The 26,008-nt window shown below is 71.8% G+C and carries 25 protein-coding genes and 1 tRNA gene; 14 read left to right on the plus strand and 12 right to left on the minus strand.

The genetic code is table 11. The features are described 5' to 3' along the window. The first annotated feature begins 45 nt into the window (after nt 1-45). Both ACZ7G3_RS16995 and ACZ7G3_RS17000 read left to right on the plus strand, forming a co-directional pair. Nucleotides 46-531 carry a GNAT family N-acetyltransferase gene (locus ACZ7G3_RS16995; RefSeq protein WP_426596637.1) on the plus strand — a complete coding sequence of 162 codons (486 nt, stop codon included), beginning with the start codon at nt 46-48 and terminating at the stop codon, nt 529-531. Between the two features lie 90 nt (nt 532-621). Further along, nucleotides 622-1,227: a DUF6461 domain-containing protein gene (locus ACZ7G3_RS17000; protein ID WP_470926340.1), complete on the plus strand. Its 606-nt coding sequence runs from the start codon at nt 622-624 to the stop codon at nt 1,225-1,227. A gap of 100 nt (nt 1,228-1,327) precedes the next feature. On the opposite strand, the gene ACZ7G3_RS17005 is transcribed toward ACZ7G3_RS17000, so the two are convergent. Both ACZ7G3_RS17005 and ACZ7G3_RS17010 read right to left on the minus strand, forming a co-directional pair. Beyond that, complete coding sequence (locus tag ACZ7G3_RS17005) at nt 1,328-1,576, minus strand: hypothetical protein (protein WP_470926342.1); 249 nt, start codon at nt 1,574-1,576, stop codon at nt 1,328-1,330. 26 nt (nt 1,577-1,602) lie between these two features. Continuing rightward, a complete protein-coding gene (locus ACZ7G3_RS17010; RefSeq protein ID WP_470926344.1) occupies nt 1,603-2,778 on the minus strand; it encodes an FAD-dependent oxidoreductase in 1,176 nt (391 codons plus the stop codon). A 92-nt stretch (nt 2,779-2,870) separates the two neighbouring features. On the opposite strand from ACZ7G3_RS17010, the gene ACZ7G3_RS17015 reads away from it, so the two are divergent. Further along, nucleotides 2,871-3,509, plus strand: coding sequence for a TetR/AcrR family transcriptional regulator (locus ACZ7G3_RS17015; protein WP_470926346.1), 639 nt, complete (start codon nt 2,871-2,873; stop codon nt 3,507-3,509). A gap of 119 nt (nt 3,510-3,628) precedes the next feature. Then, entirely contained in the window at nt 3,629-3,826 is a 198-nt protein-coding gene (locus ACZ7G3_RS17020) for a hypothetical protein (protein ID WP_470926348.1), read from the plus strand. 184 nt (nt 3,827-4,010) lie between these two features. Here ACZ7G3_RS17020 and ACZ7G3_RS17025 read toward each other — a convergent pair. The 7 genes from ACZ7G3_RS17025 to galU form a co-directional block, all read right to left on the minus strand. Then, a tRNA-Ala gene (locus tag ACZ7G3_RS17025) sits at nt 4,011-4,084 on the minus strand. A 95-nt stretch (nt 4,085-4,179) separates the two neighbouring features. After that, the gene (sepX, locus tag ACZ7G3_RS17030; protein WP_470926350.1) at nt 4,180-5,463 is read right to left on the minus strand and encodes a divisome protein SepX/GlpR; all 1,284 of its coding nucleotides are present in this window, start codon (nt 5,461-5,463) and stop codon (nt 4,180-4,182) included. 170 nt (nt 5,464-5,633) lie between these two features. Continuing rightward, complete coding sequence (locus ACZ7G3_RS17035) at nt 5,634-6,239, minus strand: GNAT family N-acetyltransferase (protein WP_426521144.1); 606 nt, start codon at nt 6,237-6,239, stop codon at nt 5,634-5,636. 26 nt (nt 6,240-6,265) lie between these two features. Further along, complete coding sequence (locus tag ACZ7G3_RS17040; protein WP_426596904.1) at nt 6,266-6,754, minus strand: MogA/MoaB family molybdenum cofactor biosynthesis protein; 489 nt, start codon at nt 6,752-6,754, stop codon at nt 6,266-6,268. Nucleotides 6,755-6,972: 218 nt separating this feature from the next. Next, on the minus strand, nt 6,973-7,494 hold the full coding sequence (moaC, locus tag ACZ7G3_RS17045) for a cyclic pyranopterin monophosphate synthase MoaC (RefSeq protein WP_426596644.1): 522 nt from the start codon (nt 7,492-7,494) through the stop codon (nt 6,973-6,975). An 85-nt stretch (nt 7,495-7,579) separates the two neighbouring features. Beyond that, nucleotides 7,580-8,929: a molybdotransferase-like divisome protein Glp gene (glp, locus tag ACZ7G3_RS17050; protein ID WP_426596645.1), complete on the minus strand. Its 1,350-nt coding sequence runs from the start codon at nt 8,927-8,929 to the stop codon at nt 7,580-7,582. Nucleotides 8,930-8,934: 5 nt separating this feature from the next. Then, on the minus strand, nt 8,935-9,837 hold the full coding sequence (gene galU, locus ACZ7G3_RS17055; protein WP_398133575.1) for a UTP--glucose-1-phosphate uridylyltransferase GalU: 903 nt from the start codon (nt 9,835-9,837) through the stop codon (nt 8,935-8,937). A gap of 93 nt (nt 9,838-9,930) precedes the next feature. Between galU and ACZ7G3_RS17060 the strand changes: the two genes are divergently transcribed. After that, on the plus strand, nt 9,931-10,545 hold the full coding sequence (locus ACZ7G3_RS17060; protein WP_470926353.1) for a 5-formyltetrahydrofolate cyclo-ligase: 615 nt from the start codon (nt 9,931-9,933) through the stop codon (nt 10,543-10,545). Between the two features lie 117 nt (nt 10,546-10,662). Here the strand turns inward: ACZ7G3_RS17060 and ACZ7G3_RS17065 are convergent, their stop codons facing one another. Beyond that, nucleotides 10,663-13,455: a penicillin acylase family protein gene (locus tag ACZ7G3_RS17065; protein ID WP_470926355.1), complete on the minus strand. Its 2,793-nt coding sequence runs from the start codon at nt 13,453-13,455 to the stop codon at nt 10,663-10,665. Between the two features lie 264 nt (nt 13,456-13,719). On the opposite strand from ACZ7G3_RS17065, the gene ACZ7G3_RS17070 reads away from it, so the two are divergent. From ACZ7G3_RS17070 to mscL, 6 genes are all read left to right on the plus strand, one after another. Further along, a complete protein-coding gene (locus ACZ7G3_RS17070; RefSeq protein WP_470926463.1) occupies nt 13,720-15,303 on the plus strand; it encodes a potassium/proton antiporter in 1,584 nt (527 codons plus the stop codon). Between the two features lie 363 nt (nt 15,304-15,666). Further along, on the plus strand, nt 15,667-16,983 hold the full coding sequence (locus tag ACZ7G3_RS17075) for an MFS transporter (protein WP_470926357.1): 1,317 nt from the start codon (nt 15,667-15,669) through the stop codon (nt 16,981-16,983). A 67-nt stretch (nt 16,984-17,050) separates the two neighbouring features. Next, nucleotides 17,051-17,389, plus strand: a complete 339-nt coding sequence (locus ACZ7G3_RS17080) for an FmdB family zinc ribbon protein (RefSeq protein WP_426596649.1) — start codon at nt 17,051-17,053, stop codon at nt 17,387-17,389. 115 nt (nt 17,390-17,504) lie between these two features. Further along, entirely contained in the window at nt 17,505-18,347 is an 843-nt protein-coding gene (locus ACZ7G3_RS17085) for an S-methyl-5'-thioadenosine phosphorylase (RefSeq protein WP_470926359.1), read from the plus strand. A 224-nt stretch (nt 18,348-18,571) separates the two neighbouring features. Next, entirely contained in the window at nt 18,572-19,120 is a 549-nt protein-coding gene (locus tag ACZ7G3_RS17090) for a hypothetical protein (RefSeq protein WP_470926360.1), read from the plus strand. Between the two features lie 147 nt (nt 19,121-19,267). Continuing rightward, nucleotides 19,268-19,738, plus strand: coding sequence for a large conductance mechanosensitive channel protein MscL (gene mscL, locus ACZ7G3_RS17095; RefSeq protein ID WP_426596652.1), 471 nt, complete (start codon nt 19,268-19,270; stop codon nt 19,736-19,738). Between the two features lie 76 nt (nt 19,739-19,814). On the opposite strand, the gene ACZ7G3_RS17100 is transcribed toward mscL, so the two are convergent. Next, nucleotides 19,815-19,991 (minus strand): hypothetical protein, encoded by a 177-nt coding sequence (locus ACZ7G3_RS17100; protein WP_426596653.1) that lies wholly within the window; start codon nt 19,989-19,991, stop codon nt 19,815-19,817. 246 nt (nt 19,992-20,237) lie between these two features. Between ACZ7G3_RS17100 and ACZ7G3_RS17105 the strand changes: the two genes are divergently transcribed. The 3 genes from ACZ7G3_RS17105 (at nt 20,238) to ACZ7G3_RS17115 (ending at nt 23,703) form a co-directional block, all read left to right on the plus strand. Further along, complete coding sequence (locus ACZ7G3_RS17105) at nt 20,238-21,281, plus strand: P1 family peptidase (RefSeq protein WP_470926362.1); 1,044 nt, start codon at nt 20,238-20,240, stop codon at nt 21,279-21,281. A gap of 271 nt (nt 21,282-21,552) precedes the next feature. Beyond that, a complete protein-coding gene (locus ACZ7G3_RS17110) occupies nt 21,553-22,779 on the plus strand; it encodes a L,D-transpeptidase (protein WP_470926364.1) in 1,227 nt (408 codons plus the stop codon). A gap of 177 nt (nt 22,780-22,956) precedes the next feature. Continuing rightward, on the plus strand, nt 22,957-23,703 hold the full coding sequence (locus tag ACZ7G3_RS17115) for a DUF6227 family protein (RefSeq protein WP_426596656.1): 747 nt from the start codon (nt 22,957-22,959) through the stop codon (nt 23,701-23,703). Between the two features lie 128 nt (nt 23,704-23,831). Here ACZ7G3_RS17115 and ACZ7G3_RS17120 read toward each other — a convergent pair whose 3' ends face one another. Next, nucleotides 23,832-25,994, minus strand: coding sequence for a PTS fructose transporter subunit IIABC (locus ACZ7G3_RS17120; protein ID WP_470926366.1), 2,163 nt, complete (start codon nt 25,992-25,994; stop codon nt 23,832-23,834). Nucleotides 25,995-26,008: the final 14 nt, after the last annotated feature.

The following is a 26,008-nucleotide window of genomic DNA, read 5'->3' on the forward strand; positions in this document are numbered from 1 at the left end:
GACGATGCCCCACTCCCGATAGCGCATCTATATACGGTAGGAAGCATGAACATACGCCGGGTCCCCTTCGACCACCCCGACGCCGTGAAGCTCAACGACGAGGTCCAGGCCGAGTACGACGCCCGCTACGGCGACGGCGGCGACGCCACGCACCTGGACCCCTCGGACTTCGCGCCGCCGAACGGCCTGTACCTGATCGCGTACGACGAGAACGACGTCCCGGTCGCCTCCGGCGGCTGGCGCAGCCAGGACACCAACGACGAGGGCAATCTCGACGGGGACGCCGAGCTCAAGCGGATGTTCGTGATCGAGCAGGTGCGCGGCCGCGGGCTGGCCCGCCGCATCCTGGCCGCCCTGGAGGAGGACGCCCGCCTGGCCGGCCGGACCCGGATGGTCCTGGAGACCGGCACCAAGCAGCCGGAGGCCGTGGCCCTGTACACCTCCAGCGGCTACGAGCCGTGCGAGAAGTTCGGCTACTACCGCTTCCACGAGGAGAGCCTCTGCTACGCGAAGCCCCTTCAGCTGCCGTAGACAGACAGAGGCCACTGACAGCAGCCGCGCCGGTCCAAGGCATGCCCGCGAGCCCCTCCGGTGTCAGTGACACCGGCCAGGATGGGCGGCATGACGAAGACCGGAGCGGACTACGCGTGGTTCGAAGACGACTTTCCCGACCTTGCCGAGGCGTACTGCTTCACCCTGGTGCGGGGCTTCTCACCTGCTGAGGTGGTGTCCCGGCTCGAGGGGCGGCCGGAAGCACCCGTCCAGGGCATAGCCGCAGTCGTCGACGCCGCCTTCGCCCAGTACGACCTGGAGGCGGGCGACCGTCAGCTGATCGCCATGACGACGGTGGGCGCCTGGACGCTGCTGATCGAGCCCAACGGGTACGTCGGAGTCACCGAGGACCGGGCCCTGCCGGCCTCGGCGGGGGCGAGCTGGGTCTCCCACTTCGTCAACGTCAACGCCGTCGGCACGTTCCTCTGGGCGGAGGATCAGGTCCTGCGACTCTGTTTCGACCCCGTGTTCCCGGAGGACCGATGGGGCACCGCACCCGACGAGCTGCTGGACGTCATGGTGCGGATCGGCTTCCACCTCGAGGACGAGTCTCCGGAAACGGATCTGTCCTCACCCGCGGCGTTCGCTCTGGCCGAGCACCTGACCGGCGTGGCCATCACTCAGGCGCTGCTCCGGGACACGACCTTCGTCTGCGCCACTGTCCAGGTCCGATGACCTCGCGCACACGGTGCGGCGGAAGACCGGTGGCACGTCTTACGGACAAGGCGATGCCGTCGCAGCGCCGGCAGCCACAGGGCCGTTGCTCGGACGCCGGTCACGGTGCCGAACGCCTCCGCTGCAGCAACCACGTACCCCCTGTCACCGTCGCCGTCACCAATAAGCCCACTATCAGCGACTTCCTGAACTCCTCCGCCTTGCTGCCGTCGTCCGCGACAACCACCGACAGCGCCGTGATGACGACCGTGATCACCAGCCCGATGGCCAGGTTCTTCCTCACCCGCGATTTCAGCAACTGCTCCTCCTTCTCGATGGGTGTGGCGCGCCGCGTCGTCTGCGCCGCCACACCGGGTCGTCGGGCCCGCGGACCGTCTAGCGCGTGGTGGTCCGTGCTCCGCCTACGGCGGCCAGGGAAGGCGGCTCGTAGTCGTACAGGTATCCCTGCGCCCGTTCGAAGAACGGGAGGAGTACGCGCATCTTCGCCGCGTTGACCTGTCGCTTCACGGCTCCGGGCCGCTTGCTCTCACGGGCGTTGTGCCCGTGCTTGAGCAGCCTGTCAATGCGCGGGCGGCGCACCTCGTCGTAGGCCTTGAGTGCCGCTGGGACGGTCGGGGCGCCGCTCAGCGCCACCGCGAGCTCCAGTGCGTCCTCGATGCACATCGAGGCGCCGTGCCCGACGCCGACAGGGTGGGCGGCGTCGCCGACCAGGACCATGCGCCCGCTGTGCCACTTCTGGACCGGGTCGCAGACGTTCAGGCAGCCGGAGGCGGCTACCGATGTCGTGGCCGCGAGGAGGGCCCTCGGCGTCGCCTCCGGAAACAGCTCGGTGACGCGCCGGAGCCATTGCGCGTCGTCGACGCCTCGCAGGTCGGGCTTGACCGGATCCCCGATCTGCGCCGTCCACCACTGGGTTTGTTCGTCGATGCTGGTGTACACGAACGCACCGTTGCGCGTGTAGGTGAGGCTCCAGACGCCGGGCTCGACACCCGTCATGGCGGAGATTCCGGCGACCCCGTAGAGCCCCGCGTACTCCGCGCGCGGCGCGGACGAGTCGATCAGCCCGCGCACGGTCGACCAGATGCCGTCGGCCCCCACGAGCAGCTCCGCGGTCTCGCGCCGGCCGGAGGCGAATTCGGCCACCACGCTGTCCGCCGACTCCGTCGCACCCACCATGCGTTCGCCGGTGACGATCTGCGCGCCCGCGTCGAGCGCCGCGCGCCGCAGGACTGCCACGAGCCGCCCGCGCTGGAGCGAGATGCTGCGCATCGGGTCGGCATCGCGCCGAAGGCGCGGCACGTCGCCCAAGAGGTGGCCGCCCCCCGTGTAGAACCGCATCCGGTCGATGGGGAATCCGACCTCCTGTACGTCGCGCAGGCAGCCCAGCTTCTCCAGTGCGCGCAGGCCGTTGACCGCCAGGCTGAAGTGGGCGCCGACGTCCTCGACCGGAACGTCGTACGCCTCGTAGACGGTCACGTCGTGACCGATCTGCCGCAGTGCGAGGGCGATGGCGGGTCCGGCTATGCCGCCACCGATGACGATCGTCCGCACGATGCCTCCCTGAATCGAGTTTCACTGAATAGTGATTCGGTGAAAGTGTGTTCCGATACGCTGGCGTCTGTCAACAGTCGATGGAGGACGACATGCCTCAGGCGAGTACCGCCAGTCGAAAAGTCCGGGCGGCTCAGACCCGCGCCGCGCTGCTGGACGCGGCGCGGAGGCTGTTCAGCGATCGCGGCTACCTCAATACGAAGATCACCGACATCACCGCCGCGGCCGGACGCTCGACCGGCTCGTTCTACGAGCACTTCGCCGGCAAGGACGAGCTGCTCCAGGCGCTCCTCGCCGAGATGGAGGGTGCGATCGACGAGCGCATGGTCGGCCTGGAGCACCCCCGCGATCACGACCTGACCGACCGCGACCAGCTGCGCGACCACATCGGTGTCGCGTGGACGGTGATGCGGCAGAACCGCCCGGTCACGCTCGCGCTGTTCCAGGCGATGGTGGCCGACGACCCCGGCACGGGCCGGGTCTGGCGCGACCTGCGCGAGCAGACGGAAACCATTCGGGAGCATCTGGATTACCTGGTCGAGCGCGGACACCGGCTGCCCGGCGACCCCGAGTTCATCGCGGTGGCGATGGGAGCGATGCTCGTCACCCTCAACTACGCCGTGCTCACGCCCCCCGGCGGCGGAGACGACCAGCGCGTCGTCGACACCCTCACGGACCTGCTGCTGCACGGGCTGGCCGGACCGGCGCCACGATCAGCGGACGAACCCTGAAGGACCAGGTGCGCGTCGATCCCGCGCCGGCCGAGGACGAGGCTTCGCCGGCGCGGTCAGGCTCGACACTGCGGCCTCGCGCGTTCCGCGTCGCGTAGTTGTGCTTCGCCGGTGGGTGAGTGAAGTCACTCTTCCGTGAGGCCCCGGCGGGACGACCGCCGGCCCAGGAGGTGGAGGAGCCCTTCGCAGCCCTCCCGCGCACCGAACTGGGCGTACCCACTGGTGACTTCGAAGACCAGGACGCGGTCAACGCCCTGTACGACCGCTTCCACCGGGCGTGGAGCCGCCCGGCGAGGATCCTCGACCCGGTCGCATGAGCGGCGCAGGCATCCGCCCCGGACCGAGGGCCGACCCGCCGCGCGAAAGGTGTCGCCCCGGCGGGCAGATGGGCGGACTCGCGTACCAACCACGCCTGAAACGGCGAGATCCCGACCCGACGGTGACCGTCTGATCGGGATCTCGCGAACTGCTCCCGGGCTGACCCGCGAACAACTCTGTGCGTGGACCTGTGGGGATTTGAACCCCAGACCCCCTCGATGCGAACGAGGTGCGCTACCAGACTGCGCCACAGGCCCTTGCAACGAGTGAAACTTTAGCACCCCGACCGGCCTGCTCAAAAATCGCTTCCGTGGACCGGCGAGGAGGCGGCCCCGGTGAGGGCCGCCGGGGGCTATTCGTTGGCCGCGCGGGGGCGGTCCCCGTCCTCGTACTGGTCGAAGAGCGGTGTCCGGCCCCGTTCCCGGGCCCGGCGGGCGGACGCGGCGCGGCGGGCGTCGCTGCGGACGGGCGTCTCCGGCCGGTCCTCGGCGTGGGCGGCCGGGCGTTCCGGTCCCGGCGTCCCGGGGCCGGCCTCCGCTTCCTCCTCGTCGGCGACGGCGCTGGAGCGTGCCGAGCTCCACGCGTCCGGTGCCGCGAGGTCCACGTCGGACGTGGCGCGGGGGGCGACCGGCGCGGTCACGTAGGTGGGCAGGGGCACCGGCACCGGGTCCCAGCTGTCGCCCTGCGGCCGCCGCTGCCGTTCACGCTGCTGGTCGACCCACTCGGCGTGGTCGGTCTGCTCCACCAGCGCACGCCGGTCCGCGGCGAGCGCCGACAGGCCGGCGTCGGGTTCCGCCTCGGGTCCGTCGTCCGGCTCCTCGGCGTCCGGCTCGCCCACGGTGTCGGCGGGGTCGGCGGGCGTGCGCCGGCGCGGCCTGCGGTCGCCGTCGCGCAGTCGCTGCGCGGCGGCCTCGGCCTGGCGGCGGTCCATCTGGAAGGCGAACCGGTGGCGTTCCTGCGAGCGCAGATAGGCGATGTAGGCGCTGAGCAGCACGGCGGGCACTCCTGGCGCCCACAGGAAGGCGAGTCCTCCGACCGCCGCGACGACCGAGCCGAGCGTGAAGGCCAGGAACAGCACCACGGTCGTGCGCCGGCGGCGCGCGAGCACCTTGGTCCGCCGGGCGCGGGCCGCCGCCGCCGGTGAGACGGGTGCGCGCCGGGCCCGCGGCACGCGGTTGCGCGCCGCCGCACCGGAGTCGGGGGACCGTCCGGAGTCGGGGGACCGCCCGGAGTCGGCGGCCTGTCCGGAGTCGGGAAGCTGTCCGGGTCTGGGGCCGTTCGGGCGTCCGCCCGTCTCCTGGGGTGCCGGTTCGGGCCGCTCCGCGGGCTGCTGCGGCGCGTCGGGCCGGGTGTGCCGTCGGGTTCTGGCCACGGCGAAGGCCCGGACGTCCACCGAGTCGGTGACGGCGTCCGGGGCGTCGGCGTCGGGCTCCGCCTCCTCGGCGGAGCGCGACCGCAGGTCCTTGGCGTACCGGCGCTCCATGCCCGCCCGTCCGGACAGCAGCCGGATGGCGGTACTGAAGCGTTCCGTCGGACGGGCCTCGTTCAGCTCGTCCTGCCTACGGAGCCACATCGGCACCAAGTAGGCGGCCCAGGCCCCGACGATGACTGCGTAGATGAGGCCGCTGCTGCTCACGCCTCACACGGTAGAGGGGTTTGCGTGGGGCCATCCGCCAATTGAGCCGGTGTGTCGCACGATCTGGCTGATATTTCTGACTTTTTTTGCGACCGATGCGATCAGCCGACTGTCAGGGTGCGAAATTATCCGTTCCGGATGGTCACGGCCCGACCATTTCGAACGTTTATTCAATTCCCGGAGTTGGGGGTACTCCGGTCCCGTGACCGGCGCCAGCGCCGCAGCAGCCCCTCCGGGACCTCTTCCGCGGTGAGCGCGAAGACGAGATGGTCGCGCCAGGCTCCGTCGATGTGGAGATAACGCGGCCGGAGCCCCTCCTCGCGGAATCCGAGTTTTTCCACGACCCGGCGGCTGGGCGCGTTCTCGGGGCGAATGCAGACCTCGACGCGATGCAGACCGACGGTGCGGAAACAGTGGTCCACCACCATCGCCACGGCCGTCGGCATCACCCCGCGGCCCGCCACCGCCTCGTCCACCCAGTAGCCGACGTGCCCGGAGCACATCGAGCCCCAGGTGATGCCGGCCACCGTCAACTGCCCGACCAGCCGCCCCTGGTGCTCGATGACGAACGGCAGCATCCGGCCCGCGTTCGCCTCCGACCTGAGGTGCCGCACCATCTGGCGGTAGGTCGGCCGGTGCGCGAGCGGGCCGCCGGGCGCGGGCGGCGGGATGGTCGCCTCCCACGGTCGCAGCCAGTCGCGGTTGCGCCGGTTGACCTCGCGCCAGGCTCGCTGGTCGCGCAGCTTTATCGGCCTGAGGACGATGTCGCCGTCCACCAGCTCCACGGGCCAGGCCGGGCTGTTCAGCTCGCACCCCCACCACTGGCGGGTCGGGGATGGTCACCGCCGCGGAGCTGGTCCACGGCGTGCGTCAGCAGCGGCTCCAGCACGGCGAGGCCGTCCTTCACGCCGCCGGAGGATCCCGGCAGGTTGACGATCAGCGTGCCGCCCGCCACGCCGGCCAGACCCCGGGAGAGCACCGCGGTCGGCACCTTGTCCCGGCCGTGGGCCCGGACGGCCTCCGCGATGCCCGGGACCTCGTAGTCGATCACCGCCCGTGTCGCCTCGGGGGTGCGGTCGGTGGGCGAGACGCCGGTGCCGCCGGTGGTGACGATCACGTCGTAGCCCGCTTCGGCGCCTGCCCGCAGGGCGGCCTCGACGGGATCGCCGTCGGGCACGACCAGGGGGCCGTCGACGGCGAAGCCGAAGCGGCGCAGGCCCTCGGCGACCAGGGGGCCGCCCTTGTCCTCGTAGACCCCGGCGGCGGCCCGGTTGGAGGCGGTGACCACCAGGGCGCCGTACGGCGCGCGAAGGGCCTCCCCGGCCTGTGCGCCCGGCGCGCCCGGTGCGTCCGGCGCGCCCGGTGCGTCCGGCGCGCCCGGTGCGTCCGGCGCGCCCGGTGCGTCCGGCGCGCCCGGTGCCCCCGGTGCGCCCGGTGCGCCCGGTGCCCCCGGTGCCCCCGGTGCGCCCGGTGCCCCCGGTGCGCCCGGTGCGTCCGGTGCGTCCGGTGTCACGACCGGCTCCAGTCGCCCGACTTGCCGCCCGTCTTCTCCTCCACACGCACGTCCGTGATGACCGCTCCCTTGTCGACCGCCTTGACCATGTCGACCACGGTGAGCGCGGCGACGGAGACCGCGGTGAGCGCCTCCATCTCGACGCCCGTGCGATCCGTCGTGCGCACCGTGGCGGTGATCTCCACGGCGTCGTCCGCGACCGACAGGTCCAGTTTCACACCGGAGACCGACAACGGATGACACAACGGAATCAGATCCGGGGTGCGTTTGGCGCCCATGATGCCCGCGATGCGCGCGGTGGCGAGGGCGTCGCCCTTGGGGACTCCCTCGCCCCGCAGCAGCTCGACCACACGGGGCGCGACGAGGACGCGTCCGCTCGCGCGCGCGGTACGCGCGGTCACGTCCTTGCCGGACACGTCGACCATGCGGGCGGCGCCCGCCTCGTCGATGTGCGTCAGCCGGTCCTGCGGGTCGTGCCTGTCCCGGCCGCTGGGCGGGGACGTCTCCTGCGTACTCATGCTCGTGTGGGCTCCCGGTCCGGGCCCGGCGCGGTGCGGCGCGTGGGCCTGCTGTGCGCGACACGGTACCGCCAACCAGGAGGGGTCAGCCGAGCAGGACCACCTCGACCTGGGCGCCGGGCTCGACGGACTCGGTGTCCTCGGGGACGACGATCAGCGCGTCGGCCTGCGCGAGGGCGGCCACGAGGTGGGAGCCGGAGCCGCCGACCGGGGTGACCGTGCCGTCGGAGTACGCACCGCGCAGGAACTGCCGGCGCCCCTTCGGCGAGGTCAGCGCCTTGTCCGCGGCCAGGGACGCGGTGGTCGTCGGGCGGTGGACGTCGGTGAGGCCCATGAGGGTGCGGATCGCGGGGCGGACGAACAGCTCGAAGGAGACGTACGACGACACCGGGTTGCCGGGCAGGGCGAGGAGCGGGGTGTGGTCGGGGCCGATGGAGCCGAAGCCCTGGGGCTTGCCGGGCTGCATGGCGAGCTTGCGGAAGTCCACGCCGCCGCCGGGCTCGTCCTCGTCGGCCACGTGCGCCAGCGCCTCCTTGACCACGTCGTACGCTCCGACGCTCACCCCGCCGGTGGTGACCATCAGGTCGGCGCGGACCAGCTGGTCCTCGATCGTGGACCGCAGGGTCTCGGCGTCGTCGGCGACGGCGCCCACGCGGTAGGCGATGGCGCCGGCGTCGCGGGCGGCGGCGGTGAGGGCGAAGCTGTTGGAGTCGTAGATCTGACCGTGCGCCAGTTCCTCGTCGGGCTGGACGAGTTCGCTGCCGGTGGAGAGCACCACCACGCGCGGGCGCGGGCGTACGCGGACCCTGCCCCGGCCGATCGCGGCGAGCAGGGCGATCTGCGGCGGGCCGAGGACCGTGCCGGCCGCCAGGGCGCGGTCGCCCGACCGGACGTCGCTGCCCTCCGCGCGGACGTGCGCGCGTGCCCCGGCCGGGCGGTACACGTACACCTGGCCCTCCGCCCCCTCGGGCGCCAGGCTGCGGGCCCGCATTCCGGACACCGGGCCCTCGCCGAGCCCGCCGTCGGTCCACTCGACGGGGACGACGGTCTCCGCGCCGGGCGGGAGCGGGGCGCCCGTCATGATGCGGGCGGCCTGCCCCGGGCCGACGGACGGCGGGTCGGCCCGGCCCGCGGCGACGTCTCCGACGACCTCGAGGACGGCGGGGAACTCCTCGCTCGCGCCCGCGACATCGGCGACCCGCACCGCGTACCCGTCCATGGAGCTGTTGTCGAACGGCGGCAGGGACAACGGCACCGTGATGTCGTCGACCAGGACGCAGCCCTGGGCGTCGAGCAGGTTCAGCTCGATGGGTTCCAGGGGCCGGACGGTGGTGAGGATGTCGTCCAGGTGGTCCTGCACCGACCACAGCCGGTCGGGACCGAGGTCCGCGGCGGCGTGGTCGTGGCCGGTGTCACGGTGCGCGGCGCTGCTCAACGTCCTTACATCTCCTCGGCTACGTAACTGCGAAGCCAGGTCCGGAAGTCCGGGCCCAGGTCCTCACGTTCGCACGCGAGCCGGACGATGGCACGCAAATAGTCGCCGCGGTCACCGGTGTCATAGCGGCGGCCCTTGAAGACGACGCCGTGCACCGGACCGCCGACCGTCTCGTCCTCGGCGAGCTGCTGGAGGGCGTCGGTCAGCTGGATCTCGCCGCCGCGGCCCGGCTCGGTCTTGCGGAGTATGTCGAAGATGTGCGGGTCGAGGACATAGCGGCCGATGATGGCGTAGTTGGAGGGGGCGTCGGCCGGGTCGGGCTTCTCGACGAGCCCGCCGACCTTGACGACGTCGCCGTCCTCGGTCGCCTCCACGGCCGCGCAGCCGTAGAGGTGGATCTGCTCGGGCGCCACCTCCATGAGGGCGATGACGCTGCCGCCGTACTGCTCCTGGACCTCGACCATGCGCTGCAGCAGCGGGTCGCGCGGGTCGATCAGGTCGTCGCCGAGCAGGACCGCGAAGGGCTCGTCGCCGACGTGCGGCGCGGCGCACAGCACGGCGTGTCCGAGGCCCTTGGGGTCGCCCTGGCGGACGTAGTGGATCATGGCCAGGTCGCTGGACTCCTGGACCTTGGCCAGCCGGCTCGCGTCCCCCTTCTTCTGGAGGGCGGACTCCAGTTCGTAGTTGCGGTCGAAGTGGTCCTCCAGGGGGCGCTTGTTGCGCCCGGTGACCATGAGGACGTCGCCGAGGCCCGCGGTCACGGCCTCTTCGACCACGTACTGGATCGCCGGCTTGTCGACGACCGGCAGCATCTCCTTGGGAGTGGCTTTGGTGGCCGGCAGGAACCGGGTACCAAGCCCGGCCGCGGGGATGACAGCCTTGCTGATCCTGGGGTGGGACTGAGTCATGCGCGCCACCATATCCGGTGCCAATGGGGAGAATCTGTGATCCCGGATCATCGGCGCTCATATGAGCACACTAGAGCGGTACGGGAGCGACCCTTGAGTCACATCGGACCTGCGGCCGGACCTGACAAGCGGACGTTGCGCCGGGAGGTCCTCGCGGCGAGGAAGCAGTTGACGGCGGACGACGTGCGGGAAGCGGCGGATGCGCTGGCCGGACGGGCGCTCGCGATGCCGGAGGTCGCGCGGGCGCACGCCGTGGCGGCATACGTCTCCGTGGGCGCCGAGCCGGGCACCCTCGCGCTGCTGGACGCGCTGCGCGCGCGGGGCGTGCGCGTCCTGCTGCCGGCTCTGCTGCCGGACAACGACCTGGACTGGGGCGAGTACGCCGGAGAGGGCTCCCTGGTGCGCGTGCGGCACGGCGGGCGGATGGCCCTGTCCGAGCCCGCCGGTGAGCGCCTGGGGCCGGACGCGGTGACGGACGCCGACGTGGTGCTGTTGCCGGGCCTGGCCGTCGACGGGCGCGGCATGCGGCTGGGGCGCGGCGGCGGATCGTACGACCGGGTGCTCGCCCGTCTGGAGCGGGCGGGCGCGCGTCCCGCGCTGCTGGTGCTGCTGTACGGCTCCGAGGTCGTCGCGCACGTCCCCGAAGAGCCGCACGACCGGCCGGTGGACGCGGTGGTCACGCCGTCGGGAGTGCGCAGGTTCACGTGAAACGGCTCTTCACACGCGCGTGGGAAGCGGCCCTCCACACGCGTGTGAAGAAGTGAGAGCGGCCCCCTACGCGCTACGCGCGCGTGGAGGGCCGCTCTCAGTTCGGATCAGCCGCGGCTACGGCTTCAGCACCAGCGTGTCGCTCGTGCTCTCGTCGACCGCCTTCTTCGAGAAGGCCCAGGGCAGCAGCTCTCCGTCGGCCCACTTGTCCGTCTGGTCGGTGTAGTGGGCGCTGTAGGCGTGTCCGGAGGCGCCGGTGAGGTTGATCCACCGCGACTTGTCGAGGTCGCCGAGGTTGACCACCATCCGCATGGACGGCACCCACACCACCCCGTAGCCGCCGGCCGCGTTCCAGCCGGCCGCGTTGACCGCCGCCTCGCCGCCGCTGAGCTTCCACGGGCCGCGGTTGAGGGCGTACTTCAGGAAGCCGGGGCCCTCGGTGCCCAGGGTCTGGTTCTTCAGGAACAGGCGGTGCAGCCGGCCCCAGTTCCAGGTGTCGATGTCCTTGCCGAGCTTGGCGGTCAGCTCCCAGCGGGCGTCGACCATGGCGCGCTTGAACAGGTCGTCACGGTTGTCGGCGGCCTTGCGGGTGCCGGAGGCGGGCGTCTTCCACCAGTCGCTCTTGGGGTCGTCCATCAGGGTGCGGACGACCTCGAACCAGCGGTCGCCGCCGTCCGGCTGCGCCTGGCCGGCGTCGCGCTGGCCGCACTCGCGGACCTTGTTCGTCTCGTCCGCGGGGCCGGTGGTGTTGACCGGGTCGACCCACAGGCACTGTCCCTCGACCCGCAGCTCCTTGGGCAGCTTGTTGCCGAAGGCGAGCTTGAGGACGTTGCGCCAGACGGCGTTGAAGTAGGCGGCGGCCGCCGAGTCGGCGTCCTGGGTGTAGTCCCAGCCCTCCAGCAGCTTCTGCGCCTCGCGGACGTCCTTGTCCTCGACGTCGATCTTCAGCAGCTGGGGCACGAGCAGCTTGGCCATCTCGCTGCTGTTGTCCAGCTGCATCTGGCGCATGTCGTCCGTGGAGATCTTGCCGCCGTCCTTGATCTTCTGCTCGATCAGGGAGGTGATCCGCTGGCTGCGGGTGCCGTAGCCCCAGTCCGTGGTCAGCGTGTACGGGTAGTCGTCCTCGTCGACGACGGCCTGGTTGGCGGTCACGATGTACCCGCGCTCCGGGTCGTACTCGTACGGCAGCTCGTCCGGGTCGATGTACTCGCCGCTCCAGCGGTAGTCGGAGTCCCAGCCCGGCGCCGGCACCGAGCCGTCGTGGCCCTCGGCGCGTACCGGGATCCTGCCGGGCAGCGTGTAGCCGATGTGCTCGCTGTCGGCGTAGACCAGGTTCTGCGAGGGCACGTCGAAGAGGGCGGCGGCCTCGCGGAACTCGTCCCAGTTCTTCGCCCGGTCCATCGCGAAGACGGCGTCCATGGTGGTGCCCGCCTCCAGCGCGGTCCAGCGCAGCGCGACGCCGTAGCCGTCGCCGCGGTCGGGGGCGGCGGTGTCGACGGTTGCCTTCTTGCCGGTCTTCACCAGCTCGTCGTCGCGGTCGGAGAGCAGGGGGCCGTTGTTGGTCTCCCGGACGACGATCTTCTTCGAGTCGCCGCCGGCGACCTTGATGGTCTCCTCGCGCGTCTTGAAGGGGACCACCTTGCCGTCGTACTGGTAGCCCGCGCCGGTGATCTTCTCCAGGTAGAGGTCGGTGACGTCGGCGCCGGAGTTGGTCAGGCCCCAGGCGATCTCCTGGTTGTGGCCGATTATCACGCCGGGCATGCCCGCGAAGGTGTAACCGGCGACGTCGTACTGGCACTTCGCGGAGACGGTGCGGCAGTGCAGGCCCATCTGGTACCAGACGGACGGCAGGGACGGCGACAGGTGCGGGTCGTTGGCCAGCAGCGGCTTGCCGGTGATGGTGTGCTCGCCGGAGACGACCCAGGAGTTGGAGCCGATGCCGTTGCCGTTCACGCCGACGGCGGTGGGCAGGTCGTCCAGGGCGTCCTGGAGGCTCGCCATCTGGCTCTGCAGGGCGTTGCCGGAACCGGAACCGGACCCCGTGCCGGAACCGGTGCCGGTCCCCGTGCCGGTGTCACTGCCCGTGCCGGATCCGGACGAGGAGTCGTCGCCGGACGTGCCGCCGCCGTCGAACGTCTCGGTGACCTCGTCGTACTGGCCCTCCTGGACGATCGCCTTGTTCCGGTCGTACGGGTACGCCGGGTACAGGTCGGCGATCTGCTTGGGGCCGAGGCGGCTGGTCATCAGGGCGCGGTCGACCTCGTCCTGCATGTTGCCGCGCAGGTCCCAGGCCATCGCCTTCAGCCAGGCGACCGAGTCGACCGGGGTCCACTCCTGCGGCTTGTAGTCGTTGGTGAACCCGAGGGCGGCGTACTCCAGGGAGATGTCCTTGCCCTCCTTGCCCTGGAGGTAGGCGTTGACTCCCTTGGCGTAGGCCTGGAGGTACTTCTTCGTGGAGTCCGACAGCTTCTCGTCGTACTCCTCCTGCGCAACCCGGTGCCAGCCCATGGTGCGCAGGAACTCGTCGTTGTCGACCTGGCCCTTGCCGAACATCTCCGACAGGCGGCCCGAGGTCATGTGCCGGCGTACGTCCATCTCGTAGAACCGGTCCTGCGCCTGGACGAATCCCTGCGCCATGAACAGGTCCTCGTCGGTGGAGGCGTAGATCTGCGGGATGCCGTAGCCGTCGCGCTTGACGTCGACCGGCCCCGACAGGCCCTCCAGCGTGATGGAGCCCTTGGTCTGCGGAAAGGACGCCCGGACGGTGCTGATGGACCAGTACGCCCCGTAGACGAGGCCGCCGATGACGGCCAGGACCAGCACGAGGACGAGCAGGCGCGCTTTGCGCCCCTTCTTCCTGCCGGACTTGCCGGGCTGCTGACCCGTAGAGGCGGTGTTGGTGGGGGGCATCGCTGTCCTTGCTGTCCTAACACGAGCGGCAGGGGCGGGCTGTGCTTTGTACTGAACGCTGGAGCAACTGTAGGCGCAGGGCCCACTCCCCCTTGACGCGGAGTCGGGTAGCGGCGCGCACGAGCGTTCGATCTTGCCAAGGAGAGCGTCAAGAAAGCGTCAAGAGTTAGGTAAGGTAACGAAGTAGTTGTCCGCAGAGCACTGCGGTCCGGTGTGCCATGGGGGTGCGCTCCCGTGCGCCGTGCGGACGGGTTCGTCCGCACCGTGGTCCGTGCGGTGATCCGTGCTGTGCGCCAGGGAAGGGAACGGCCGCTGACTGTCCACCACCTCAACCAGCTCCTGCTCGTCTGCTCGCTCGTCCTGCTCATCGCCGTGGCGGCGGTCCGGATCTCCTCGCGCAGCGGGCTCCCCAGCCTGCTCGTCTACCTGGCCATCGGCGTCGCCATGGGCCAGGACGGCATCGGCGACATCCACTTCGACAACGCCGAACTGGTCCAGGTCATCGGGTACGCGGCCCTGGTCGTGATCCTGGCCGAAGGCGGTCTCGGCACGAAGTGGAAGGAAGCGAAACCGGCCCTGCCGGCCGCCTCCGCGCTGGCACTGGCCGGAGTCGCGGTGAGCGTCGGCGTGACCGCGGCGGGCGCGCACTACCTGACCGGGCTGGAGTGGCGGCAGGCACTGATCGTCGGAGCGGTGGTCTCCTCCACGGACGCGGCGGCCGTCTTCTCGGTGCTGCGCAGGATCCCGCTGCCCTCGCGCATAACGGGCATCCTGGAGGCCGAGTCGGGCTTCAACGACGCTCCGGTGGTCATCCTCGTGGTCGCCTTCTCCACGGCCGGCCCGATCGAGCACTGGTACGTGCTGCTGGGCGAGATCGCCCTGGAACTGGCCATCGGCGCGGCCATCGGAATCACGGTCGGCTGGCTGGGGTCGTGGGGACTGCGGCACGTGGCGCTGCCCGCCTCCGGCCTCTACCCCATCGCCGTCATGTCGATCGCCGTCGCGGCCTACGCGGCCGGTGCCATGGTCCACGGCAGCGGCTTCCTCGCCGTCTACCTCGCCTCGATGGTCATGGGCAACGCCCGGCTGCCGCACTGGCCCGCCACCCGCGGGTTCGCCGACGGGCTCGGCTGGCTCGCCCAGATCGGCATGTTCGTCCTGCTCGGCCTGCTGGTCACCCCGCACGAACTGGGCGACGACATCCTGCCCGCCCTGGTCATCGGCCTGGTGCTCACCATGGTCGCGCGTCCGCTGAGCGTCGTGCTGTGCCTGGTGCCCTTCCGGGTGCCGTGGCAGGAGCAGACCCTCATGTCCTGGGCCGGGCTGCGCGGCGCGGTGCCCATCATCCTGGCGACGATCCCCATGGTGGAGGGCGTCGCGGGCAGCCGCCGGATCTTCAACATCGTCTTCGTCCTGGTCGTCGTCTACACCCTGATCCAGGGCCCGACACTGCCCTGGCTGGCCCGCAAGCTGCGCTTGGGCAAGGGCGACGAGGCCGCCGACCTCGGCATCGAGTCGGCGCCCCTGGAGCGACTGCGCGGACACCTGCTGTCCGTGACGGTTCCCGAGGGCTCGAAGATGCACGGCGTCGAGGTCAGCGAGCTGCGGCTGCCGACCGGGGCCGCCGTCACGCTGATCGTCCGCGACGGGACGTCGTTCGTTCCGCTGCCGACGACGGGGCTGCGGCGCGGGGACGAACTCCTCGTGGTCGCCACCGACCCCGTCCGGGACGCCGCCGAGGCGCGGCTGCGCGCGGTCGGCCACGGCGGCAAGCTGGCCGGCTGGCTGGGCACGGGCGATACGGGCCACACGGGCAACACGGGCAACACGGGCGGGCATCGCGGGTGACCGTGATCACCGCGGTGATCGCGGTGATCGCGGTGATCGCGGTGATCGCGGTGATCGCGGTGATCGCGTGATCGCGTGATCGCGTGATCGCGTGATCACGCGTAGGGAGCACGTGGAGTGCGCGTGGGGTGCGCGCTTTCACAGGTTGCGCCCGTCTTGATCCCTGTACGATGAACGCGGCACCTGATCGAACCAACTCTGCCTGACGCAGAGCTGGCGCGACCGTATGGCGGCCGGCACGCCCCCTCCCCGACCGGGCCCCGGCATCTACCGCAGTCCGCGCAAGAGGACAGCTCTCGGCGCTCCCGCACGGCGACAGCCGTACGGCGGACCGCGCTACCAGGCGGCAGAAAGGCACGGGCCGTGGCATCCACGGTCACCCCGTCGAAGAAGTCGCCGGAGGGGAAGCGGCACACCGCACCCGACTCCGCCCGCCCCGGATACGGACAGCTGCTGCACACCCGCGGTGCCTGGACGTTCCTGCTCCCCGGCTTCGCCGCACGCCAGCCGTTCGCCATGCTGACGCTCTCCATCGTGCTGCTCGTGCAGCACACCACCGGCTCCTACGGCGTCGCGGGCGCCGTCGCGGCCGTCACCGGCGTCGCCATGGCCCTGTTCGCCCCCTACAGCGGCCGGCTCGCCGACCGCTACGGGCAGCGCGCCGTCCTGCTCCCCGGCGTGCTCGTCCACACGGCGTCCGGTCTGACCCTGACCGTCCTCGCCCTCGCGGACGCACCCCTGTGGGCGCTGTTCGCGGCGGCCGTGCCCACCGGCGCCTCGGTGCCGCAGGTGGGGCCCATGGTGCGGGCCCGCTGGGGCGTGAAGCTCAAGGACTCCCCGCTGCTGACCACGGCGGCCGCCTTCGAGTCCGTCACGGACGAGCTGACCTTCGTCCTCGGGCCGCTGGTGGCGACCGCCCTGTGCACGGCCGTGGACCCGGCCGCGGGCCTGGTCACGGAGGCGGCGCTCACCCTGGTGGGCGGTCTGCTGTTCGCCGCGCAGAAGAGCTCCCAGCCGGCGGTCGGTCGCACCGACGACGGCCACGCGCGCGTGGAGCACGTTCCGGCGCTGCGCGTCCCCGGGGTGCGGGTCCTGATCGTGGTCTTCCTGGGCATCGGTTCCGTCTTCGGCGGCATGCAGGTCTCGCTGGCCGCGTTCACCGAGTCGATCGGCGAGCCGGGGCTGAACGGCGTCCTGTACGGCATCTTCGCCGCGGGCAACATGCTCTCCGGCCTGGCCTGCGGTGCCATCGCCTGGAAGGTGGCCCCGCAGCGGCGCCTCCTGGTCGGCTACGCCGCCCTCGCGCTGACCGCGTCCGGCCTGTGGGCCGCGCACTCGGTGGTCGTACTGGCGGGCCTCGGCCTGCTCGTCGGCATGTGCATCGCGCCCGCCATCGTCACCGGCTACACACTGGTCGAGGGCCTCGTCCCGGCCGGCGCCCGCACCGAGGCCTTCACCTGGCTGACCGGCGCCGTGGCACTCGGCCAGGCGGCCGCCGTGACCGTCTCGGGACAGCTGGAGGACCGGCTCTGGGACGGCGCCGGGTTCCTGGTGCCGATGGGCGGCACGGTGCTCGCCCTGGCGACACTGGTGGCACTGCGCTCGCGCCTGGTACCCCACCCCCAGGGGCGTACGGTCGCACGTGGCGTCGGTCACCGCGAGCACGCCGCAGTGGACTGATCCCGGGGAATGCGTCACTATGGACCGTCGTTAGCACTCATCGAGTGAGAGTGCCAGGAGGAAGACAGTGCCGACGTACCAGTACCAGTGCACCGAATGCGGCGAGGGCCTCGAGGCGGTGCAGAAGTTCACCGACGACGCACTCACGGAGTGCCCGAGCTGCCAGGGCCGCCTGAAGAAGGTGTTCTCTGCGGTCGGCATCGTCTTCAAGGGCTCCGGCTTCTACCGCAACGACAGCCGCGGCAGCTCGTCCAGCAGCTCACCGGCGAAGTCGGCGTCCTCGTCCTCCTCGTCGACGTCCTCCTCGACGTCTTCTTCCTCTTCGTCGTCCTCGGACTCGGGTTCGGGTTCGTCGTCTTCGTCGTCGAGCTCCGGCAGCACCGCGTCGAGCACCACCGCCGCGTAAGGCCTGCCGGCCCCGTAAGGCTTCGTGGCCGCGGCCACGTAAGGCTTGTCACAGGACTCTGTCGTCGTCCGACGACGGGGTCCTCGGTGTTTGGCGGGGCGACTAGGGTGCGGGCATGGCGAACAAGGCGAATGCCGAGATCGGTGTGATCGGCGGCTCCGGTTTCTACTCGTTCCTCGACGACGTGACCGAGGTCCAGGTGGACACCCCGTACGGGCCGCCCAGCGACTCCCTGTTCCTCGGCGAGGTCGCCGGCCGGCGGGTCGCCTTCCTCCCCCGGCACGGACGCGGCCACCATCTGCCGCCGCACCGGATCAACTACCGGGCCAACCTGTGGGCGCTGCGCTCGGTCGGCGTACGCCAGGTCCTCGGCCCGTGCGCGGTCGGCGGGCTGCGCCCCGAGTACGGGCCGGGCACCCTGCTGGTGCCGGACCAGTTCGTCGACCGTACGAAGTCCCGGCCGTCGACGTACTTCGACGGGATGCCGATGCCCGACGGCACGGTGCCCAACGTGGTGCACGTGTCGCTGGCCGACCCGTACTGCCCCACCGGACGGGCCGCCGCGCTGAAGGCGGCCCGGGGCCGCGACTGGGAGCCGGTGGACGGCGGCACCCTGGTCGTGGTCGAGGGGCCGCGTTTCGGGACCCGCGCGGAGTCCTTGTGGCACCGGGCGCAGGGCTGGTCGGTGGTGGGCATGACCGGCCACCCGGAGGCGGCGCTCGCCCGTGAACTGGAGCTCTGCTACACCTCGCTGACTCTCGTCACCGACCTCGACGCCGGCGCGGAGAGCGGCGAGGGCGTCTCGCACGAGGAGGTCCTGCGGGTGTTCGCGGCGAACGTGGACCGGCTGCGGGGCGTCCTGTTCGACGCGGTGGCGGCGCTGCCGGCGGCCGGGGGACGGTGCTGCCCGTGCGGGGCGGCGCTGGGCGGGATGGACCCGGGGATCGCACTGCCGTAAGGCCGACGGGTGGGACGGCGGGCGGGCCGGCGGATGAGGCCGCGGGCCGGCGGGCGGTGCTGCGGGTCGGCGGGCGGGGGCGGGTGGGCCGGAACCTCCCGTTCGGGTGGGTGGGTTTTCCACAACCGGCCGGTGGTGCACGGGCCCCGGCGGGCGACGGCGAGAAGCCTCATCGTGGGAGCGCAGGCCGATCCCTCGTCTCCTCGTCACAGGTGGTGGTCACCTTGTCCCGTTCCGCCGTTCCCTCCCCGCTTCCGCCCGGCACCGAAGCACCGCCCGCGTGCGAGGTACCGCACTTCGCCCCGGTGCGGGTGCGCGGCGCGCACCGGCAGTTCCACCGGCTCGTACGCCACCGGCGGCGCGCCGTGGCCGCCGGGCTCGCCGTCACCGCGGCGGCGCTGGTGGCGGCGGGCCCGCAACCGGGAGCCGGCGCCTCGGACACCCGGCAGACCCGCGGGCATCCGGCGACCGAGCCGGTACGCGAGCGGCACGGCACGAGCACACGGCCGGTGGCGGCGCCGGTGCGGATCGCCGACGCGGCCACGGTGCGGCTGCTCAGCCCCGGCGACCGGGTCGACATCGTCGCGGCCGGGGACGGCGGCACGGGCGACGCCTCCGTGATCGCGCGCGGAGTGCGGGTGACGAAGGTACCGGAGCCGGTGGACGGGACCACCGCGGACGGGGCTCTGGTCGTGGTCTCCGTGCCGCGCGCCACCGCGCACCGGCTGGCCGGCGCGGGTGCCACGGCGCGGCTGGCGGTGACACTGTGCTGAGTACCGCCCTCACGCACCGGCCGGCGTCAAGTCGCTCGATCGAGGGGTCCGATTGGACAGGACGGCCCAGCGCTGACGTAGGTTGCGGAGCGTTTTGTTCCACACCCTGTTCGTGCGAGACCCGTGCAGACGAGGAGAGCCCCCGAGGTGAGCGAGAAGAACGAGCCGAGCGTCTGGCAGGGCTTCAAGGCCTTCCTGATGCGCGGAAACGTCATCGACCTGGCGGTGGCGGTGGTCATCGGCGCCGCCTTCACCAACATCGTCAACTCGGTGGTGAAGGGTGTCATCAACCCCCTGATCGGAGCGTTCGGCACCAAGAGCCTGGACAGCTACAGCTCCTGCCTCAAGGGCCCGTGCACCGGTACCGGCGACGGTGCGACGGGCGTGCGCATCCTCTGGGGCTCGGTGCTGGGAGCCACCCTCACGTTCCTGATCACCGCGGCCGTCGTCTACTTCCTGATGGTCCTGCCCATGGCGAAGTACCTGGCCCGGCAGGAGGCCCGCCGCAAGGCGAAGGAGAGCACGCAGGAGATCGTCGAGGTCTCCGAGCTGGAGGTGCTCAAGGAGATCCGGGACGCGCTGGTCGCGCAGCGCGGTTCGGGCCACGACCGCCCGTAGGACCGTTCGCGGGACCGTCCGTCGGCCGCTCGGCGGCAGCGGCAGCGGCTCGGTGGCGGGCGGGTGCCCGCGCGGCTCACAGGTGGTGGGGCGGCTTCTCGTCGAGGAAGCGCTTCAGGTCGGCCGCGCCGTCGCCCTCGGGCCGCTCGCCCCAGCCGCGGTCGGTGTCGTCCGAGGTCTGCTGGTCCAGGGGGTCGTCGAAGACCAGCGCGGGCCTGGGTACGCGGGGCTCGGGTTCGGGCGCGGTGCTCATGGTTCCAGGGTACGGCCCGCCCCCTGGGCGGCGGCCCTCCTGCCCGGCTCACCCCCGGTGCCGGGCCCCCGGACCGCACCGCCCTCGGTGACCTGACGGTGCTCGTGGTGGTACGCGCTGTCAGCCGGCCGTGGCCGCCGGGCTGACGCCGACCACATGCCGGAGCTCGCCGGAGCGCGCCCGACCTGACCCCGCGCCCCTGCTTGCCGCCGTCGAAGGCGCCGGTGCCTGGACGAGACTGGCGGCATGACAGTTGACGCATTGACGGACGTGGCCGGCCTCCTGGTGGGGCACGCGACGCGCACCGGCGACGGGTGGCTCACGGGCACGACGGTGGTGCTGGCGCCGGAGGGCGGGGCGGTCGCCGCCGTGGACGTGCGGGGCGGCGGCCCCGGCACCAAGGAGACCGACGCGCTCGATCCGCGCAACCTGGTGCAGAAGGTCCAGGCGGTGGTGCTGACCGGCGGCAGCGCGTACGGGCTCGACGCGGCCTCGGGGGTGATGGCCTGGCTGGAGGAGCGGGGGCGCGGGGTGCGCGTCGGCCCGGACCCCGCGCACGTGGTCCCGGTGGTGCCCGCGGCCTGCGTCTTCGACCTGGGGCGCGGGGGCGACTTCCGGGCCAGGCCGGACGCGGCCACCGGACGGGCGGCGGCCGAGGCGGCCCACGCGTGCGCGCCGGGCGCGGAGGTGGCCGAGGGGTGCGTCGGGGCGGGTACGGGAGCCGTGGTCGGCACCCTGAAGGGCGGGGTCGGCACCGCGAGCACCGTGCTGGACTCGGGCGTCACGGTGGCGGCGCTGGTGGTGGCCAACGCGGCGGGGTCGGTGATGGACCCGGAAACGGGGGTGCTGTACGGGGAGTTGTTCCGGGGCGGGCGGGTGGAGTACCCGGCGCCGGGGGTCCACGAGGCCGCGGGGCGGCGTCTCGCCGAGGTCGCGGCGAGGAACGCGCCGCCACCGCTGAACACCACGCTCGCCGTGGTCGCCACGGACGCGGACCTGTCCAAGGCGCAGGCGCAGAAGCTGGCCGGCACGGCGCACGACGGCATCGCGCGGGCGGTACGGCCGGTGCACCTGCTCAGCGACGGGGACACGGTGTTCACCCTGGCGACCGGGGAGCGCGCGCTCGACGCGGACCAGCCGCTCGCGCTGAACCAGGTGCTGGCGGCCGGCGCTGACGTGGTGACGCGCGCGATCGTGCGCGCCGTCCGGGCCGCCGGGCCGGTGGACGGGCCGGGCGGTGCGTGGCCGACGTACGAGGAGCTGTACGGACGGCCGTCCGGGGCCGGCTGACCGGGCCTCGGGCCTCGGACTCAGACCTCGGGCCTCGGGCCTCGGGCCTCGGGCCTCAGGGCTCAGGGCTCAGGGCTCAGGGCTCAGGGTCTGAGCGGATGAAGATTCCGAGCAGGCGAGCGTCTCGAGGAAGTGGGAGCCGTGAGCAGGTGATTGTCCTGGTTCTGTCACGTGTCGGCGTTCCGGGCCGCCGACGGGAACCCCGTCGGCCGTCGACCGCCTCTACAGGTCTGAAGCGAACACCGCACCACACCTGAACCTGGAGCAGCCCGTGACAACGCCGAACATATCCAAGCGGCGCGTACTGGGGGCCTGTGCCGCCCTGGTGGTCGGCACCCTCACCCTCACCGCCTGCGGCGGAAGCGCCAGCGCCGACGCCGAGAAGGACGTCAAGGGCGGCGACACGGGCTCCGTCAAAACCTCGGTCGCGAAGGTCGTGATCTCGGCGAAGGACGGATCGACGAGCGCCTCGATCAACACGACCGGTGTGAAGGTCAGCGACGGCCGGCTGACCGACGTGAAGATGACCGTGGCGGAGACGGGCGCGGCCGTACCGGGCGCGGTCTCCGCCGACGGCGGCAGCTGGAAGCCGAAGGAGCAGCTGGAGCGGGGCACCAAGTACCGGATCCACGCGACCGCCCAGGACGCCGACGGACGCACGTCCGCCGCCGACTCGGTGTTCACCACGGTCTCCGCGGCCAACAGCTTCATCGGCACCTACACCCCGGACGGCGGCACCACGGTGGGGGTGGGGATGCCGGTGTCGTTCAAGTTCGACAAGGCGATCAGCGACAAGAAGACCGTGCAGTCGCACATCTCGGTCACCTCCAACAGCGGGCAGAAGGTGGTCGGGCACTGGTTCGGCGACCAGCGGCTCGACTTCCGGCCCGAGGAGTACTGGAAGGCCGGCTCGAAGGTCACCATGAAGATCGACCTGGACGGGGTGGAGGGCGCGAACGGCATCCACGGCGTGCAGAAGAAGACCGTCACCTTCACCGTGGGCCGCGCCCAGGTCTCCACGGTGGACGCGAACACCCAGACCATGACGGTCGTGCGCGACGGCAAGACGCTCAAGTCGGTCCCCATCTCGGCGGGCAGCGCCGAGAACCCGACGTACAACGGGCAGATGGTGATCTCGGAGAAGTCCCTGGAGACCCACATGGACGGCTCGACGGTCGGGTTCGGCGGCGAGTACGACATCCCGGACGTGCCACACGCGATGCGGCTGAGCCGGTCCGGCACCTTCATCCACGGCAACTACTGGTACAACAAGGGCAATCCGCCCTTCGGTGCGCAGGGCACCAGTCACGGTTGCGTCGGGCTGCGGGACGTCCAGGGCGGGCAGGGCGCCACCGACGGCAAGTGGTTCTACGAGAACTCGCTCGTCGGGGACCTCGTGGTCGTCAAGAACTCCCCGGACGGCACGATCGCGCCGGACAACGGGCTCAACGGCTGGAACATGGCGTGGAGCGAGTGGGTCGCCGGGAGCGCCGTCTGAGCGTCCGGCCGTCCGGCTGAGCAGCGGTTTTTGACGGTTCGTCGGGTCGCGCGGGAACTTTTCGCGCGACCCGCGCGTTTTTCGTGCGTACGTTTTCTCGGTTCCCGGACATGATGTCCGACCGAGGGGCTACGGTATGCACCCACAAGGTGACATGCAGCAACGCCGGGAGAAACCTTGAGCGTTCCGTACGAGACGGCAGCGTACGAACCACCCGAGTCGCCCGAGTCTCCGGAGGAGCACCTCATGCGACTGCTCGGTCGCGCACTGAACTCGTTCGAGCTGCCCGACGAGACGATACGACGACTGGACTGCGCGCTGGCGCACGACGGTTCCCTGCACTCCGCGCACCACAGCGCGGGGCTGCACCGCGAGACGTACCGGCACACCTGGCTGCTCGCCGACGGATCGGCGCTCACGCTCTGGGAGCTCGTCCACAACACCGCCCCGGGCAGTGAACCGCAGCACGAGGTGTACGTCGACGAGGAGGAGCTGCGCACCGCCACCGCCCGGCTGGCCCTGCCGCCGGACACCCCCGACTTCGAACTGCCCGTGCAGGTGCAGCTGTCCCCGGTCCCCGCACCGCGGCACGCCTACGTCCCCGACGCGTCGGCGGACCACGCCCGCCGGCTGCTGCGCCGCGCGGAGAACCCGGACCGGCCCGGCGCCGACCTCGCCGCCCTGCTGACGACGGCGTCCGCGCACCAGATCACCCAGGCCTTCGGCGGCCCCGGCCCCGCGGGCCGTGCCCGGATCGGCTTCTCGCTCTACGAGCACGCGTTCCTGCTGCGTGACGGCGCGGAGGTCTCCCTCTGGGAGGTCGAGCACACGGCCACACCGGACGGGCGGCACATGTGCGAGGTGTACGAGAGTGAGGACACCGCCCGCCGCGCGATGGAGCGGCGCGCGGCACAGGTCTCCTAGCCGCTTCCCGGGAGGACGGCCAGAGGGACAAGTCAGAGGGACTGCCGGGAGGACGGTACGAACGTCTGCGGCGGGCCGGGTTCCCCGTGGAACCCGGCCCGCCGCGGGCCGTCGACGAAGGCGGTCCCTTACGCGGCCACCGGCTGCTTCGCCCCCGGTGCCGAGGCCGACGGGTCCGCGCCGCCGGCCCCCTGGGCCGCCTCTCCGGGCGCCGGCTTGCGCAGCCCCTTGAGGAGGATCACCAGAGCCGTGGTGACGCAGACGCCGGCCGCGATGGCGACCAGGTAGAGCAGCGGGTTGCCGATCAGCGGGACCACGAAGACGCCGCCGTGCGGAGCGCGCAGCGTGGCGCCGAAGGCCATCGACAGGGCGCCGGTGACCGCGCCGCCCACCATCGAGGACGGGATGACCCGCAGCGGGTCGGCCGCGCCGAACGGGATCGCGCCCTCGGAGATGAAGGAGGCGCCCAGTACCCAGGCCGCCTTGCCGTTCTCGCGCTCGGCGGCGTTGAAGAGCCTGCTCCGCACGGTCGTCGCCAGGGCCATCGCCAGCGGCGGGACCATGCCGGCGGCCATGACCGCAGCCATGATCTTCATCGCCGAGTCGCTGGGGTCGGAGACCGCGATGCCGGCGGTGGCGAAGGCGTACGCGACCTTGTTGACGGGGCCGCCGAGGTCGAAGCACATCATCAGGCCGAGCAGGGCGCCGAGCAGGACCGCGTTGGCACCGGACAGGTCGCTCAGCCAGTCGGTCATCGCCTTCTGCGCGGACGCGATGGGCTTGCCGATCACCACGAACATCAGGAACCCGACGATCGCCGAGGAGATCAGCGGGATCACCACCACGGGCATGATGCCGCGCAGCGCAGCCGGAATGCGTATCCGCTGGATCGCCATCACCACGGCGCCGGAGATCAGACCGGCCGCCAGGCCGCCGAGGAACCCGGCGTTGATGGTGAGCGCGATCGAGCCGCCGACGAACCCGGGGACCAGGCCCGGCCGGTCGGCCATGCCGTAGGCGATGTAACCGGCCAGCACCGGGACCAGGAAGGCGAACGCCACGCCGCCGATCTGGAACAGCAGCGCCGCCCAGCTGTCCGCCTGGGACCACACGAAGTGGTCCATCACCGACGGCGCCTTGTTGATCTCGTAGCCGCCGATGGCGAAGCCCAGGGCGATGAGCAGGCCGCCCGCGGCGACGAACGGGACCATGTAACTGACGCCGGACATCAGCCAGACGCGCAGCTTCGTCCCGTACCCCTCGCCTGACGCACCACCGCGCTCGACGGGCGTCGCACCGGCCGCACCGGCCGCCGTGACCTCGCCACGGGCCGCCTTCCCCCGAACCTCGCCGATCAGTTCGCCGGGCCGGTTGATGGCCGCCTTGACGCCGGTGTCGACGGTGGGCTTCCCGGCGAAGCGGTCCTTGTCGCGTACGGGCACGTCGTGGGCGAAGATCACGCCGTCCGCCGCCTCGATCACCGCCGGGTCCAGCCGGGTGAAACCGGCCGAGCCCTGCGTCTCGACGACCACCTCGACGCCCGACTCACGGCCCGCGTTCTCCAGCGACTCGGCCGCCATGTAGGTGTGCGCGATGCCGGTGGGGCAGGAGGTGACGGCGACGATACGGAAGGGACGCTCGGACGGCTTGGACGGTCCGGACGGCTTGGACGGCTTGGACGGCTTGGACGGTCCGGGCTCTTCCGTCTCGCCGGTGCTGACCGTGGCGGCCTCGGCGGAGGCCGCCGCCGAGACCGCCACGGAGTCCTCATCGGCTCCGGAGCCGCCTTCCGAGCCGCCATCCGATGCACCGTCCGAGGCGCCTTCCGAGCCGCCTTCGGAACCGCTCGGTTCCTCCCCGCGGATCAGCGACGCGGCGGCCGTCGCCTCGCCCACCGACCGCAGCGCGGCGGTGAACTCGGCGTTCATCAGCTGCCGGGCCAGTGCGGACAGGATCGTGAGGTGGGCGTCGTCGGCGCCCGCCGGAGCGGCGATCAGGAAGATCAGGTCGGCCGGGCCGTCCGCCGCCCCGAAGTCGATGCCGTCCGCGCTGCGCCCGAAGGCGAGCGTCGGCTCGGTGACGTGCTCGCTGCGGCAGTGCGGGATGCCGATACCGCCGTCGAGGCCGGTCGGCATCTGCGCCTCGCGGGCGGCCACGTCGGCGAGGAAGCCCTCCAGGTCGGTCACCCGGCCCCGGGCCACCATCCGCTCGGCGAGGGCGCGTGCCGCCGCTTCCTTGGTGTCGGCGGACAGGTCGAGGTCGACCAGATCCGCGGTGATCATGTCGCTCATCGCGGGCTCCTTAG

Source organism: Streptomyces sp. NPDC037271, assembly GCF_055603605.1.